This is a genomic window from Falsiphaeobacter marinintestinus (genome assembly GCF_007923355.1).
GTDB classification, from domain to species: domain Bacteria; phylum Pseudomonadota; class Alphaproteobacteria; order Rhodobacterales; family Rhodobacteraceae; genus Phaeobacter_A; species Phaeobacter_A marinintestinus.
In genome coordinates this window covers 695,694-710,736 of record NZ_VOGO01000001.1, presented here as the reverse complement: position 1 = coordinate 710,736, position 15,043 = coordinate 695,694, and the positions used below count along the sequence as shown (strand labels likewise).

Sequence of the window (15,043 nt, the reverse complement as noted above, 5' to 3'; positions counted from 1 at the left end):
TGAAAACGTGAGAATTTGCGTTGCCGGCGCATATGGCGCCTTTGGCCTTAAGCATCTGGATGCATTGGCCAATATTGATGAGGTCGAAGTGACGTCGGTCATGGGGCCGACCAAGGCCAAGATCGAAGCATTGGCCGCCGCGCGCGGTATTGGCCATGCGGGCACCACGCTGGAAGAGTGCATTGCACGCGACGATGTTGACGCAGTCATCCTGTCAACGCCGACGCAGATGCATGCTGATCAGGCGCTGGCCTGCATGGATGCCGGTAAGCACGTTCTGATCGAGATCCCGATGGCGGATACCTTGGCAGACAGTCAGGCTATCGTTGCCAAGCAAAAGGAAACCGGACTGGTCGCGATGGCCGGGCAGGTGCGCCGCTTTAACCCGTCACATCAGTGGATCAAGAACAAGGTCGATGCGGGTGAGTTGAAAATCCAGCAGATGGACGTTCAGACCTATTTCTTCCGCCGCACCAACACCAACGCCAAAGGTGAACCACGGACATGGACCGATCATTTGTTGTGGCACCACGCGTGTCACACCGTTGACCTGTTTCAGTACCAGACAGGTGGCAAAGCGGTCGAGGCGTTTGGCCTGCAAGGCCCGATGCACCCCGATCTGGGTATCGCCATGGATATGGCGATTGGCCTGAAAGCGCCTGATGGCGCGATCTGCACCTTGTCGCTGTCGTTCAACAATGACGGGCCGTTCGGTACGTTCTTCCGCTATATCTGCGACAATGGAACCTATCTTGCCCGATATGACGATTTGTACGATGGAAACGAAAACCAGATCGACCTGAGCGGTGTCGCCGTGTCGAATAACGGGATCGAACTGATCGACCGTGAATTCGTCTCAGCCATTCAAGAGGGCCGCACCCCGAACGGGGACGTGGCCGATGTGCTGAGCGCGATGGAAACGCTGGACAGGATTGAAAAAACTCTGGGCTAATCCGGGCTGTCGCTGATCAAAGCCTCGTCGCAGTAGTGCGGCGAGGCATTTATAATGCTTAACTGCACGTTCAATCATTAGGTGTGCTAATTTCCTTTCGGTCGTTTTTGAGACCGAATTCACGCTCACCCAGGCAGAGATGAGATCGCGCATTTGCCAATCAGGGGTGGCTCTGCCTTGCACGTTGGCAAGTCCAGCACGTAAGGTCCGCCAATAGGGAGGACGCGGCGGAATGGCACGATTTTCAGCAAATTTGGGGTTCCTTTGGACCGAGCATTCATTGCCTGACGCAATTCGCGCGGCGGCGCGGGCGGGGTTTGACGCTGTGGAATGTCATTGGCCCTATGACGTGCCGATCGATGAGGTCCGATCGGCGCTCGCGGACACGGGTTTGCAGATGCTTGGGATCAACACCATGCGCGGGACTCCGGAAGCTCCGGGCAATGGTATGTCCGCCGTGCCGGATCTCGAAGCCCAGGCGCGGGCTGCGATCCGGCAAGCTGTTGAATATGCAGCAGCTATTGGAGCACACAATATCCATGTCATGGCCGGGGTTGCTGCAGGTGACGCGGCGCAGCAGTGCTTTCTGACGAACCTGCAGTTCGCCTGCGATCTGGCCGCGCCACATGGCATCGCAATCTTGATCGAACCGCTCAACCCCTTTGACGCACCGGGGTACTTCTTGTCGTCAACCGAACAGGCGGCCAGTATTATCGCCTTGGCAGGACGGAATAACCTGAAGCTGATGTTCGATTTCTACCATGTCGAACGCACCGAAGGGAACGCGCTAGGCAAGGTGGAAAACCTGCTTCCGGTTATTGGCCATATTCAATTCGCCGCTGTCCCGGACCGAGGCGCGCCGGATCACGGCGCGCTGGACTATGGGCCGGTATTCGATCACCTCGACGAACTGGGATACACTGACCCGCTGGGGGCCGAATACAAACCAGACGGGGCGACCGAAGACAGCCTAGGCTGGCTGAACGCGCAAAAACAGCGTTGAACCACCCCTGCACCGGTCAGGCAAATGGTTGATCATCCTCGATATAATATCGGATATTGTCCTCAAAACTGTTATCCGCTTCCAACCCCAGTTTCAGTGATTTCTGAGGTTGGAAATCAAAACGCCATCCCGTTACGATGCGCTCGATCTCGGGCTGGGACTCCCATTTGATCAGCTTGGCGGGTTCAGGCCCCACCACCGCCGTCATTGCATCAATCACCTGCCGGATCGTCCATTGCTTGCCCGGCATGATCATACACCGGTTTTCACCCAGATCTTCAGCCGGAATTTCGGTTCCCTTGATCAGGTTTTCGACGCATTTGCGCGGTGACAGATAATAATGGCTGAACTCTTCGGACACCGGGCAGATCGCTTCCTGTCCATTCAGCGGTTCGCGCAGGATTGATGACATGAAGCCCGACGCCGCGCGGTTTGGTTTGCCCGGACGGACCGAGATTGTCGGCAACCGAAAGCCGCGTCCGTCAATCAGCCCACGGCGCGAAAAATCGTTCAGCAACAACTCTCCTATGGCCTTTTGTGTTCCGTACGAGGTCTGCGGGTTCAGGAAGGTCTCGTCTATGATCGGGTCAGGCACTTCGCCGCCGTAAACCGCGTTCGAGGAAGAGAACACAACCACAGGCGCGGTCTCAAGCTCCCGACAGCGTTGCAGCACATGGAAAGTGCCCATCATGTTGATGTTCAGCCCGTCATCCAAAACTTCTTCTGCGTGCGACGACACCACAGCAGCCAGCAAATAGATGACGTCGACATCCGCCCCGATCACTTGCGCGACCGATGCCGGGTTCGAGATATCGCAGGCCACGCTTTCTAAGGGGAAGGGGGCGTCAAAGGGCTTGGCCGCAACCACATCCGCCAGCACCATGGCGTCAATCGTTTCTCCGCGCAGGTGACCACGTTGGGCCAGTGTCTGGCCAAGTTTCTGGCCGATGACGCCAGCGGCGCCCAGGATCAGGACTTTCACGATAGACTCTCCTTGTTAGAGATTGCGTTATTGATTTCCGGGCGGCAGCATTTTGCCCGGGTTCAGAATGTCATTGGGATCCAGCGCCGCTTTTATGGCACGCATGATGGGCAGGGCGGGGCCATGTTCTGCCGTCATGTATTTCATTTTGCCCAGCCCGATCCCGTGTTCGCCGCTGACGGTGCCCCCCAGACGCAAGGCGGTCTCGGCCAAAGCTCCGGTGAAGGTTTCGACACGCGCCTTTTCGTCTGGATCATTTGGGTCGACGCTGACCCCGCAATGGAAATTGCCATCGCCTACGTGCCCCACGATAGGAGCGGTCAAACCCAGCCGCTGAGCATCGCTTTGCGCCTGTGTCACGGCTTTGGCCAGTTTCGAGATTGGCACGCAGACATCCGTTGCCATGATCCGCTTGCCTTTGCCCAACGCGCCGCTGGCGTAATGTGCATTGTGACGCATGGCCCAAAGCGCATTGCGGTCTTCCGTTGTTGTCGCAGTGCGAAAGGCGTCGGCCCCAAAATCGGCGGCGATGTCACCAAAGGCCTCAGCTTGTTCCGCGACAGCGGCGGGGGATCCGTGAAACTCAAGGAACAGATGCGGTAACTCTGGCAGGCCCGCGTCCGAGTAAAGGTTGAACCCCCGCACCATCACTTCGTCCAAAAGCTCGATCCGGGCCATCGGCAGACCCGACTGGATCGTCAGGATCACGCAATTCACGGCGTCTTCGACAGTGGCAAAGCGGCAGGTCGCGGCCGACATCGCCTCGGGGATACCCTGCAGGCGTAACGTGAGTTCGGTGATGATCCCCAAGGTGCCTTCAGACCCGATCAGAAGATGCGTCAGGTCATAGCCGGTCGATGACTTTCGCGCGTCTGATCCGGTGCGGATGACCGTCCCGTCTGCCATCACCGCCTCAAGCGCCAGAATATTTTCGCGCATCGTGCCATAACGAACCGCTGTCGTTCCGCTGGCCCGGGTCGCGGCCATGCCGCCGATCGAGGCATCCGCTCCGGGGTCGACCGGAAAGAACAGGCCGGTCGTGCGAAGGTCTTCGTTCAGGGCAATCCGCGTGATTCCGGGCTGCACTACGGCGTTCAGATCTTCGGCCCGCACGTCCAGAACCCGGTTCATCCGGTTCATGTCCAGACTGATCCCGCCGCGTGCCGCAAGGTGTTGCCCCTCAAGCGAGCTTGCCGCGCCATACGCCGTTACCGGGCACCGATGCGTGTTGCACAGCGCAACGATCTGGGCGACCTCTTGCGTGGTCTCAGGGTAAGCGACGGCTTCGGGGGGGGTGTTTGGAAACCATGTTTCGTTCTGACCATGCAGGGCCCTGTCGGCGTCCGAGGTCACCAGCCTGTTGCCCAGAAGGGTCTTCAAACCGGCAAGGGCTGCGTCATGTGTCATGGTCACGTCCGTTACTTCAATTTCACTACCTGCCGACACTCTAAGGAAATTCACGGCGGCTGGTATACCAAAAATCAGCACTGCGCTTGCTTTGATGGAAACACCTGAGCGCGTCTTTTCCAGTGCGTGACAAAGCCCATTGGCTTCTGCATGCTGCCGGGAAACCAAAAAGGGATCTGGGTCATGAGTCACATTTTTCCCCGGCACTGCCACGCGTCATTGCCCACTGCTGTGTCAGGTGACGGATGCTATCTGATCGACGCGGACGGCAAGCGATACTTCGATGGGTCAGGTGGCGCGGCGGTGTCATGCCTTGGGCATTCGGACCAGACAGTGAAACAGGCAATCAAGGATCAGGTCGACAAGCTGGCCTTTGCTCATACCGGGTTCTTCACGTCGGAACCGGCCGAGGCTTTGGCCGATCTTCTGGTCGATCACGCCCCCGAGGGCATCGACCGCGTTTACTTCGTCTCAGGTGGGTCCGAGGCCGTCGAGGCGGCGATCAAGCTGGCCCGCCAGTACCATCTTGAACGTGGAGAACCTGACCGGCGGCACCTGATCGCGCGGCGGCAAAGCTATCATGGCAACACGCTGGGCGCTCTGGCGGCGGGCGGAAATGCGTGGCGACGGCAGCAATTCGACCCGCTTCTGATCGACGTCAGCCACATTGCCCCCTGCTATGAATACGCAGAACGCGCTGCGGGTGAGACCTTGTTCGACTATGGCCAACGCGCGGCGCAAGAACTGGAAGACCGGATACTTGAACTGGGCCCGGAAACCGTGATGGCCTTTATCGCCGAACCGGTGGTGGGCGCGACCTTGGGCGCGGTAACAGCGGTCGAAGGGTATTACACCCGTACTCGTGAGATTTGTGATGCCTACGGCGTGCTTTTGATCCTGGATGAGGTCATGTGCGGCATGGGCCGAACCGGCCATCTGTTCGCGTGCGAGGCTGACAACGTTCGCCCCGACATCCTGACCATCGCCAAAGGGCTGGGCGCAGGGTACCAGCCTATCGGTGCCATGCTGTGTTCAGATCAGATCTATCAGGCAATCGCCGACGGATCCGGGTTTTTCCAACACGGGCACACATATATTGGCCACCCGGTGGCTGCGGCGGCAGGTCTTGCGGTTGTCAGCCAGATTGTTGACCGGGATCTGACGGCGCGGGTTCGCGCTTTGGAACCTAAGCTGGACGCTGCCTTGCGGCGGGCGCTGGGTCAACATCCGAATGTCGGGGATATCCGGGGGCGGGGGCTGTTCATGGGCGTCGAATTGGTCGAAGACCGCGAAACCAAGGCACCGCTTGATCCGTCGCGAGCTATCGCGGCCAAGATCAAGAAAGAAGCTTTGGCGCAGGGGCTGATCTGTTATCCGATGCCCGGAACGCGCGATGGCCGCCACGGCGACCACGTGCTGTTGGCCCCGCCGTTCATCATGTCTGATGATGATGCAACCCTGGTCGCAGATCGTTTGGCCAGCGCAATTTCGACCGTGTTGACATAGCGACTAGCGCTGCGTCGCCTGTATCAAGAAACTGCTGAGTTGAGCCAGATCCAGAGGCTTGTAAAGCAGCGTCGCATCGACCTGGCGGCAGGCATCGATCACCGACGGCGTTCGGTTCGCCGTGATCACGCAGGCCGGGATCGGGCCAAACCGGCTGCGCAGATTGGCGATCGCGTCTGTTCCAAGCAGCCCGTCATCCAGTTGAAAATCGATCACCATGCTGTCGGGAGCGATGTCGACCTCTTGCAAAAGCGCCATGGCTTCGGCCTCGCTGGAGCAAGGGAACACGTCGAGCCCCCAATTTTCCAGCGTCAGGGCAATCGCGTGCCGCAGTTCGGTGTCGTTTTCGATCAGCAGAACGATCTGATGCTCAAGGTTGCCACTGCGCGACGGCTGTGGTCGCGGCGCGGCGGCTTGAGCGGATTTCATCACGATGCGGGGCAATTCAACAGTAAACCGGGTGCCTTTGGCCACGGTTGAGTTCAGGTGCAGCGGGTGCTTCAGCAACCGGCACGCCCGTTCGACAATGGCCAACCCCAGCCCCATGCCATCCGCAGGGCTGGCCGAGGCATTAAGCCGGTGAAATTCGTCGAACACTTTTTCCTGCTGGTTCTCGGGGATGCCGGGGCCGGTGTCCCAGACTTCGACCCGAACCGATTTGCGACCCTGCCGCACGCCGACCAGCACCTTGCCATGATCCGTATACCGGATCGCATTTGAAATCAGATTTTGCAGGATCCGCCTCAGGTAAGTAGCATCGCTGCGCACCATCGCGTCGGTAGAAACAGCACGAAACGACAGACCCTTTTGCGCGGCCATCGGCGCCAGTTCGTCACATAATTGCAGCAACATCTCTCCAAGCGACACAGCGGTTTCATCAACCGCCGCGCGTCCGGAGTCCAGTTTCGAAATATCCAGCAAAGCGCCAAGGATGTGTTCGACACTGACCAGCGCGTTGTTCGCTTTGGCCACCCGCTCTTTCATTTCGGGCGATTCAAGATCGTTCTCAAGCGATGTGACATACAGTTTGGCAGCAGACAGCGGTTGCAGCAGGTCATGGCTGGCGGCAGCCACGAACCGCGACTTTGACGCATTGGCGCGCTCGGCTTCCGAAAGAGCGTCTTCCAACTCAAGCGTGCGTTCCATTACACGCCGCTCAAGGGTTTCGTTCACTTCCGAAATCGCGCGCACAGCCGAGCGTTCTGCAGAGACGTCAGTAAAGCTGATCACGAACCCCTCATCCGGCATCTGCTGGGCAAAGACCGTCATGGTCCGGTTGACGCTGAGTGTGATCTCAAATGACAATGGCATCCGGCGGTTGTGATCGCGCACCCAGCTTTGGATCAGATCCGGTGTGTCGGCATCGCTGAATTCGACCACCCGGCTAAGCGCGGCGTAGAGCGCATCGAACGAAGCTCCGATGTAGAACCGGCCCAGCGGGATCGAGAGCAATTCACCCACCCGGCGGTTCCAGCCCGCCAGCCGGTTCTGGCTGTCAAAGATACAGATGCCCTGATTCAGATGTTCCAGAGTGGCGCGCACCAACCGGGCCTGATCATCCAGCAGCTTTTCACGTTCCTGCCGTTCCAGCCGGACCATGTCGGTGACATCTGTCTGCAACACCACGGTGCCGCGATCCGGTGTCCGGTGTTCGCTGACCTGTAACCAGCGGCTGCCCGCCATCCTTGCATTGAATACAACATGGCTGTCTTTGTGTCGGTCCATGCGCTGGGCGGCCCATTGGGCCGAGGTCTGACCGTCAGGCAGCGACAGAAACGGGCTTTCGCTGATCAGACGCACGTATTCGGTAAAGGTCAGCCCGGGTTTGAACAGGTGATAGACATCGCGCATGTGCTTGCCAAAGCGGCTGTTGCACATCACCAGTTCGTCCTGCGCATTGAACAGGGCAAACCCTTCCTGAACGGTCTCAATTGCGTTGGCAAGGTTGGCGCGCGCGGCTTCGGTTTCTGCGTTGGCCATGGCCAGCCGCGCGTTCGACATGTTCAGCAGATCCAGCGCACGTTCAAGTTCACGGGTGCGGGCCCGGACCTCTTCTTCCAGCAGAACGGCGCGTTCGAACTGGGCATAAGCCACGCCCGAGGCATCCGTGCCCTGTTCCACCCGACGCATCAGCGTCTCGGTGATTTTCAGAAGCTTCTGGTTTTGCCGTTCAAGGCTGTCTTTGGGGTCAATCAGGCCATTTAACATGGGCCTATCCTTGCGTATCCGGTGGATAAATCGCAACGCCTGTCAGCGTGTGATTGACATGCATCGTGTTCACCTGTTCGCCATAGGTCGAAAAACCGACAACGCGGTGCTTTGATAACAGCCGCGACAGGTCTCCGGTCATCTGTTTTTGCTGGGCTTCGATTCGCCTGAGCACACAGTCGCAGCCCAGAATGGTATCCGGCGCGCCTTTTTCGGACAGGCGCTCAAGCTCGCGGGTCAGGTGGATCACCATGTTCTCGGGTTCGGCCAAGGTCAGAACCACGCCTTCGTCGATGGCCGAGAAAAACACCAGATCGCCGTTTTCATCGACCTGCTGGATAGCGCGGACATGGTGATGATCGCCGATCCGCACCACGACGGGGTGTGCTGCGAAGGTGAATGTATCCAGTTGGTCGGGATTCTTGCCGACGATGCGGGCGAATTCACCGGCGGCTGGTTCGGCGTTTATTTCATGCACAACCCGGCGGGCTGGATCGGCGCTGGTCACAACCATGCGGGCTTCGGTCGGGATCAGATGATCGGTGTTGAACACCTTGATCGGGCAGTTGCTGCGGACCTGAATAAGAACGGCAGCATTGGGAAGGGCCTGCCCATCATACAGAATGCGGGTGGATTCAAAATTTTCGCCATCTCCGGCCGAGCCTCCAAACAGCGGCACCGGACCCAGCCCCATGGCCAGCTCGGCTGTCAGCGCATCTTCGCGAGTCGATAACCCGTCGATCAACAGGAACGTGAATTCGGATTTCCAGTCAGGTTCAACCGCCGCCATGACGTTGCGTTCGCGGATCATGGATTCGATCAGAGACTGCCCCTGAAAGTCGTCCAGATCGGGCACCAGAATCGTTTGCGCCAGAAAGTTGGAACTGGGCAAACCGACAGCGACGATTTCACCTTCCGTATATCCGGCAGGTGAGATTTCGCCCGCAGTTGTGCATCCCACAACCGGAACTGGTGCAAAGCGTTGTTTTGCTTCTGCAATCAGGGCATCGACATTGGCACTGGGCGACAGGAACAGGATCACCATTGCCAGATCTTCGGGCACCAGAATCCCTGCCAGACGATCAATGGCATTCACATCTTCGCAGTCGGCAAAAGCCGACCGCACGATTTGGCCCGCGCCTGAACGCGAACCGGACAGACCAAGCACTTGGTCCATCGTCCCTCCTCCCCCAACGTTGTCGGCTATCCTATTCAGGTCAGCCGCGGTCGTGCAAGACGTTTGAAAAGCTGGTGTCCTTGGCCAGCAGCACGGCTTGCGTGCGGCTTTGCACGCCCAACTTACGCATAATGGCGGTTACATGTGCCTTGACCGTGGTTTCCGCGATCGACAGATCAAAGGCGATCTGCTTGTTCAGCTTGCCTTCGCAGATCAGCTGCAGAATGCGCGCCTGCTGATTGGTCAGCGACGCAAGGCGGCTGGCCGAATCCTGTTCTTCCTCGGCCCTGGCATCGCTAAGCAGGACATAGCCTGGCGGAATGAAACGCTCACCGTTGGTCAGCGTTTCGATGGCCGTTTTGAACACGTCACGCTGGCTGTGCTTGGGGACGAATCCGGACGCTCCGGCATGAATGACGGAACTCAGGATGCGGTTGTCGGCCATCGATGACACCACCATGATCGGCGCTTTCGAACTGTTGCGCAGGCGCAGCAGACCGCTTAGCCCGTTCACATCGGGCAGGTTCAGATCAAGGACGATCAGATCCGGCTGTGCCCCGGAAGCGACCGCCTCAAGCGCGGATTTCATACAGTCTGCTGTGGTGACCTGACGGATCCCCGAAACAGCTTGCAGTGTCATCGACAGCGCATCGCAAAACAGCGGGTGATCATCCACGATCAGCGCCGTCGTGAAATTGTGCTGGGCCTTTGATCTTTCCCGGTGGGTCATGGTCGATCCATTACGTTGTATGGGGTCAGCCTATCAATCTGCAGTCAATCAACCAAATAGGCAGAAGGTCGTATAACGGAAAAAGCGCGCCCGAAAGGGCGCGCTTTGCGTTTCAGATCCCAAGATGGATCAGTTGGCTGCTGCCAGCTGTTTTGGCAGTTTGAAGGTCCAAACTGTACCACCCTGGTTCAGATAGTTGACCTTTTTGGCAACTTCGCCGCCCCAAAGCGGAACCGCGCCGCCCCAGCCCGAAATGATCGAGACATACTGTTCGCCGTCCATTTCCCAGGTGACCGGCTGGCCAACGATGCCTGATCCGGTCTGGAAAGACCAAAGCTGTTCGCCGGTTTCGTCGTCAAAGGCGATGAACTTGCCTTCTGGAGTGCCGGTGAACACAAGGCCACCAGCGGTGGTCATCACACCACCCCACAGAGGGGCTTCGTTCTTGAACTCCCACTTCAGCTCGCCCGTATCCGGGTCGATCGCCTTCAGGCTGCCGATGTGGTCTTCGTAGTTCGGCTTGATGGTAAAGCCGGACCCAAGATAGGCCGCGCCCTTCTTATAGGTGATCGGCTCGTTCCAGATATCCATGCCCCATTCGTTGGACGGTACATAGAAGTTTCCGGTGTTTTGGCTGAACGCCATCGGCATCCAGTTCTTACCGCCCAGGAAGCCGGGCGAAGAGAACACAACGGAGCCTTTCTTGCCATCGGCCGCGTCTGCAGGATTCCCAGGACGGTTGTCTTCGATAAAGATCGGGCGACCTGTGTCATCGATGCCCGAAGCCCATGTGATGTCTTTCACAAAAGGCGTGGCGCTGACGAACTTGCCGTCTTCACGGTTGAGCACATAGAAGAACCCGTTGCGATCTGCAGTGGCGAACCGCTTGTTGCCGTCCCGGTCCGTATAGGCGACGACTTCGTTCACACCGTCATAATCCCAGCCTTCGCGGGGCGTGGTCTGGAAGTGCCACTTGATTTCACCCGAGGCCGGATCAATCCCGATACGCGATGCTGCATATAGGTTATCGCCCGCGTTGCCCTCGGTCGGCGTGCCTGCATTACGCAGGTGGCTGTTCCAGGGGGCCGGGTTTCCGGTTCCGAAGACCAGAGTGTCGGTGTCGTGGTCATAAGACCCGCCAAGCCATGTCGCACCGCCACCGGTTTTCCACATATCGCCCGGCCAGGTCGCGTTCAGCTCACCTGTCATGGTGCTTTCTTCGCCGTTCAGCGTGCCCATGTGGCCTTCGATAACGGGCCGGGTCCAAACCAGTTCTCCGGTTTCCGCGTTGCGGGCCTGCACTTCGCCAACGATGCCGAATTCACCACCAGAGTTTCCGGTGATAACCAGACCGTCCACGATCAGCGGCGCAGCAGTATAAGAATAGCCGGCTTTGTAGTCGGCGATTTTCTTGCGCCACTTCACATCGCCGGTTTTCAGGTCCAGCGCCACGATGCGGGCATCCAGTGTTCCGAAATAGAAGTTGTCGCCATAGATGGCGCCGCCGCGGTTGACCACGTCACAGCACGGCAAAATACCTTCGGGCAGACGGGCGTCGTACTGCCAGATCTCTTCGCCGGTCTTCAGGTCGATGGCATAAACGCGGCTGTAAGATCCGGTGATGTACATCACGCCGTCATAGATCAGCGGTTGGGTTTCCTGGCCACGCTGCTTTTCGCCACCCAGCGAGAACGCCCAGACCGGAAACAGGTTCTGCACGTTGTCCTTGTTCAGGGTGTCGAGCGGACTATAGCGCTGCAGATGCCGCCCCATCCCGTTGGTAACAACCTGGCTGGTGTTGGCCTGATCGTTGTTCAGATCGTCTTCGGTCACACCCGCCTGGGCAACGCCCGCAGTCATGACACCCGCGACAACGGCAATAATAAACCGGTTCATTGGGTTCCTCCCCTATCTGTCCTCCGGCCAGCAGCGACGCCTCGGCGCTCTGCAACTGGCACACGCATTATTGAAGCGGACTGGGCGCAGCGAAATTGCACAAAGGTCGTAAGGTCATTTTGGTGGGCTATACTTAAGCTGTCAGGGACAAATCCTGCGATTGAACCAAAGGCAGGCCCACGTAGGGAGGACCGTAATGCGATCAAGTCTTTGTATTCTTGCGATTCTCGGCGCTGTGTCGGCTCAGGCTGGCGCGCTGGAAGGCAACCGCACCATTGCGCTTGAGGATGCTCAAGGGACCCGGACAGTCATAGGGTCAGTCTCGTTTATGCCAACAGATAGCGGCATCGCTTATGAAATTGCAGCCGAAGACGCGGTTTATGCCAACCATTTTCTGTCGATGCGGCCCTTCAAATGTCTCGAAAGCCCCGAGAAACACTGGTGCTATGTACCCTACCCATATGAGATTCGCCGCGTGGTTACGCCTGACGACTTGACAGATCTGGAATATGATCTGCTGTTCCTTTGGAAGGGCGCCACCGAATACGGCATCAACATGTGGAACGGGGTGTATTACAAGCTGGAGGTCGACGGAGATCGTCTGGTCGGCCAACTGCATGAGATGGATATGAACCTGCTGTCAGCCCCTCCGCCAGCAGGCGAACTGCGGCCTCTGAGCGAGGGCGATCTGCACGAATCCGATCCGGACAGCCATTGGCTGCCCGTTGTGGTAATCGACTGATGACAGTCGGCAAGGCCGGATAATCGTAGCGTTATCAGCGGCTTCCGGCAGGGTCGTTAGTCAGAGATTGCCGCCCCGTCGCGCGTAGTGATTGCCGTCAGATACGAGATAATGAAATCCTGTACCGTCGGATCCGTAATGCCGACATGACGCATCTTGGTGCCGGGCATGAAACCAGCATTGTCTTCGATCCAGGCCCTCAAAGCGGCGGGTGTCCAGACGATCCCCGAGGCTTCCAGCGCAACCGAATAGTCGTAGTCGGGATAGCTGCCAGCAGCGCGGCCAACAATGTTTTCCAGCGGCGGACCATAGCTGTCGTGATCAGCATCGGTGGCGTGGCAGCGCCGACACTCAGCTTCAAAAAGCTGGCTTCCGGCTTGGATCTTGATCTTGTCGAATGTGGCTTCGCTGGCAACGGCGGGCATGGTCAAAGCGCCCAACGCGACGCTCAGGATGGGGATGAACTTTCGCATGATGTCCTCCTGACTGGTTCGCCCCCATTTTAGGGCGTACAGGTGCAGGGGGTTTGACCCGGATCAAGAAAACACCCGACTTAGCTTGTCCTTTAGTCGTAATTCTGGTGGTTTTCTGGTCGGTTTGGTCTGGGCGCGCTCAGAACAACGGGGCGTATTTCCAGTTATCGGCATCCGGCGTGACCTCATCCAGGTCATATCCGGCGGCTTGCAAGCGGCGTGCGATCACCAACCCGTGGGCGGCTGCTTCGTCAACAAGTGCCCGACCGCGCGCCTCATCCTGGGCCACTCCATGCCCGCGCATGAGGTCAATCCCATAGTTGAACTTGCCAACCGGATCACCTGCTTCCGCCGCGCGGCGATCCCAGTTGGCGGCCGCATCGGGATCGTATTCGCCACCCAACCCGTTGTTATCAAGCTGACTCATCCAGGTCATCGCCCCGGAATACCCGTCATTGGCGCAGGTTTCGAACACTTCACGCGCCAGACCGTGCCGTCCGCTTTTGGTGATGAGGTATCCGGCAGCACAGGACGACATGTCGGTCTGACCGCGACGGATGTTTTCCATCACGCGGCCAAGGCTCATCTCATCGGGGTTCAGCGTGCCAAAGTCATCGTCGTCTTCGTCGGCCAAAGCGGAACTTGCGATCAGGCAGCTGAGTAGAACGGTGAATCTGAGCATGTGTCCTGTCCTCCTGACGCGCAATCCTATCAGTCATGTCGGTTTGGATCACTGGTGGAATGGTCGTAATAAAGGTCACCCTTTGCGACGTATAATGCCATGCAGTAAATCCGGGCCCGTATGGACTGCCGGATTTCAGCTTAGGTAGAGCGTCTGCAAGGGGCATTCGGGTGTCGTCGCTCAGAGCGCGAGGGGGGCGACGACAGCCTACGCGGTGGCCCGAATGACCGTTTTGTACATCGCCTCAGAGGAGGCTTGTTCGTTTTGTACCAAAATAATCAGGGGCGAAAGGCGGCGCCCCAGGGGAAGCGGCCAACTTTTATGGTTTTGATTGCTTCCCGTTTTGCGACGTCGATCACGGTCACGTCACCGGACACACCGTTGGTGGTGAACAGCAGCGACTTGTCGGGGGAGAAGGCCATGTGCCAGACGCGGCGGCCGACGAGAATGTAGTCTTCGACTTCGTAGGTTTCGGCGTTGACCACGGCGACGTGGTTCGAGGGGCCAAGTGCGACGAATGCGGTTTTTTCGTCTTCGGTGAATTCGAAGCCGACGGGTTGCACGCGATCAGGGTGGACGCCCTTGACGGCGAAGTCGAGCTTGGCTTTTTCGGCATGGGTCGCGACATCGAAGACGGTGATGGTGCCGCCGATTTCGGAGCTGACCCAAAGTTCGGATCCGTTGGCGGTGAATTCGGCATGACGGGGACGGGCATCGACCAGCGTGTTGGCGACGATCTGGCGGGTGTCCGTGTCGATCCAATGCGCCATGTTGGTGGTTTCGGACGTGGTGATGGCGATCTTGCCATCGGGGCTGACGGCCATGCCTTCGGGTTCGATGCCGACATTGATCTGCGCGATCACCTTGCGGGTTTCGGTATCGACCACGGTGGTGACAGCATCGTCTTCGTTGGCGATGTAGAGGTGGCGGTCATTGGGGTGCAGAACGAACTGTTCGGGGTCTTCGCCCGACGGCAGGTCGTGCAGGATCTTGCCGGTTTCCGGATCCATGACCTGCACCGTGTCGCTGTTCGAGGCGCAGATGTAGACGCGGGAAAAATCCTTGGAGAAGGTGATGCCGCGCGGGCGTTCGCCGGTCGGGATAGTGCGGGTGACGTCGAGCGTGTCGATGTCGATCACGCTGATGGTGTCATCTTTTTCATTGGTCACCCAGATCTCGGCCGCGGTGAGCGGCGAGGCGAGCAGAATGAGGGCTGTGGCAAGCGGTTTCATGGCAAGGCTCCGTAGGGCTGCGCGGCAAGGCCGGGGGGCTGTCTGCCCCCCGG

At 58.4% G+C, this 15,043-nt stretch carries 13 protein-coding genes; 4 read left to right on the top strand and 9 right to left on the bottom strand.

Annotated elements, in window-relative coordinates; translation table 11 throughout:
* Nucleotides 1–7: 7 nt before the first annotated feature.
* Together FOY56_RS03510 and FOY56_RS03505 are read left to right on the top strand one after the other, a co-directional pair.
* A complete protein-coding gene (locus FOY56_RS03510; RefSeq protein WP_146344398.1) occupies nt 8–952 on the top strand; it encodes a Gfo/Idh/MocA family oxidoreductase in 945 nt (314 codons plus the stop codon).
* Nucleotides 953–1,184: 232 nt separating this feature from the next.
* A complete protein-coding gene (locus FOY56_RS03505; protein ID WP_146344397.1) occupies nt 1,185–1,955 on the top strand; it encodes a hydroxypyruvate isomerase family protein in 771 nt (256 codons plus the stop codon).
* Nucleotides 1,956–1,971: 16 nt separating this feature from the next.
* Here the strand turns inward: FOY56_RS03505 and denD are convergent, their stop codons facing one another.
* Complete coding sequence (gene denD / locus FOY56_RS03500; protein ID WP_146344396.1) at nt 1,972–2,937, bottom strand: D-erythronate dehydrogenase; 966 nt, start codon at nt 2,935–2,937, stop codon at nt 1,972–1,974.
* A gap of 27 nt (nt 2,938–2,964) precedes the next feature.
* Entirely contained in the window at nt 2,965–4,344 is a 1,380-nt protein-coding gene (locus tag FOY56_RS03495; protein ID WP_146344395.1) for an FAD-binding oxidoreductase, read from the bottom strand.
* 183 nt (nt 4,345–4,527) lie between these two features.
* On the opposite strand from FOY56_RS03495, the gene FOY56_RS03490 reads away from it, so the two are divergent.
* The gene (locus FOY56_RS03490; protein ID WP_146344394.1) at nt 4,528–5,850 is read left to right on the top strand and encodes an aspartate aminotransferase family protein; all 1,323 of its coding nucleotides are present in this window, start codon (nt 4,528–4,530) and stop codon (nt 5,848–5,850) included.
* A 3-nt stretch (nt 5,851–5,853) separates the two neighbouring features.
* Here the strand turns inward: FOY56_RS03490 and FOY56_RS03485 are convergent, their stop codons facing one another.
* The 4 genes from FOY56_RS03485 to FOY56_RS03470 all read right to left on the bottom strand — a co-directional run bounded on the left by FOY56_RS03485 (nt 5,854) and on the right by FOY56_RS03470 (nt 11,861).
* Nucleotides 5,854–8,058 (bottom strand): hybrid sensor histidine kinase/response regulator, encoded by a 2,205-nt coding sequence (locus FOY56_RS03485; RefSeq protein WP_146344393.1) that lies wholly within the window; start codon nt 8,056–8,058, stop codon nt 5,854–5,856.
* 4 nt (nt 8,059–8,062) lie between these two features.
* Nucleotides 8,063–9,235, bottom strand: coding sequence for an FIST N-terminal domain-containing protein (locus FOY56_RS03480; protein ID WP_146344392.1), 1,173 nt, complete (start codon nt 9,233–9,235; stop codon nt 8,063–8,065).
* A 40-nt stretch (nt 9,236–9,275) separates the two neighbouring features.
* Nucleotides 9,276–9,965 (bottom strand): response regulator, encoded by a 690-nt coding sequence (locus FOY56_RS03475; RefSeq protein WP_146344391.1) that lies wholly within the window; start codon nt 9,963–9,965, stop codon nt 9,276–9,278.
* 129 nt (nt 9,966–10,094) lie between these two features.
* Entirely contained in the window at nt 10,095–11,861 is a 1,767-nt protein-coding gene (locus tag FOY56_RS03470) for a PQQ-dependent methanol/ethanol family dehydrogenase (RefSeq protein WP_146344390.1), read from the bottom strand.
* A 196-nt stretch (nt 11,862–12,057) separates the two neighbouring features.
* Between FOY56_RS03470 and FOY56_RS03465 the strand changes: the two genes are divergently transcribed.
* Nucleotides 12,058–12,603, top strand: coding sequence for a hypothetical protein (locus tag FOY56_RS03465; RefSeq protein ID WP_146344389.1), 546 nt, complete (start codon nt 12,058–12,060; stop codon nt 12,601–12,603).
* A gap of 56 nt (nt 12,604–12,659) precedes the next feature.
* On the opposite strand, the gene FOY56_RS03460 is transcribed toward FOY56_RS03465, so the two are convergent.
* The 3 genes from FOY56_RS03460 to FOY56_RS03450 all read right to left on the bottom strand — a co-directional run bounded on the left by FOY56_RS03460 (nt 12,660) and on the right by FOY56_RS03450 (nt 14,990).
* Complete coding sequence (locus FOY56_RS03460; RefSeq protein WP_146344388.1) at nt 12,660–13,076, bottom strand: c-type cytochrome; 417 nt, start codon at nt 13,074–13,076, stop codon at nt 12,660–12,662.
* A gap of 139 nt (nt 13,077–13,215) precedes the next feature.
* Nucleotides 13,216–13,758, bottom strand: a complete 543-nt coding sequence (locus tag FOY56_RS03455; RefSeq protein WP_146344387.1) for a tetratricopeptide repeat protein — start codon at nt 13,756–13,758, stop codon at nt 13,216–13,218.
* Nucleotides 13,759–14,036: 278 nt separating this feature from the next.
* Nucleotides 14,037–14,990, bottom strand: a complete 954-nt coding sequence (locus FOY56_RS03450) for a YVTN family beta-propeller repeat protein (RefSeq protein ID WP_146344386.1) — start codon at nt 14,988–14,990, stop codon at nt 14,037–14,039.
* Between the last annotated feature and the right edge of the window lie 53 nt (nt 14,991–15,043).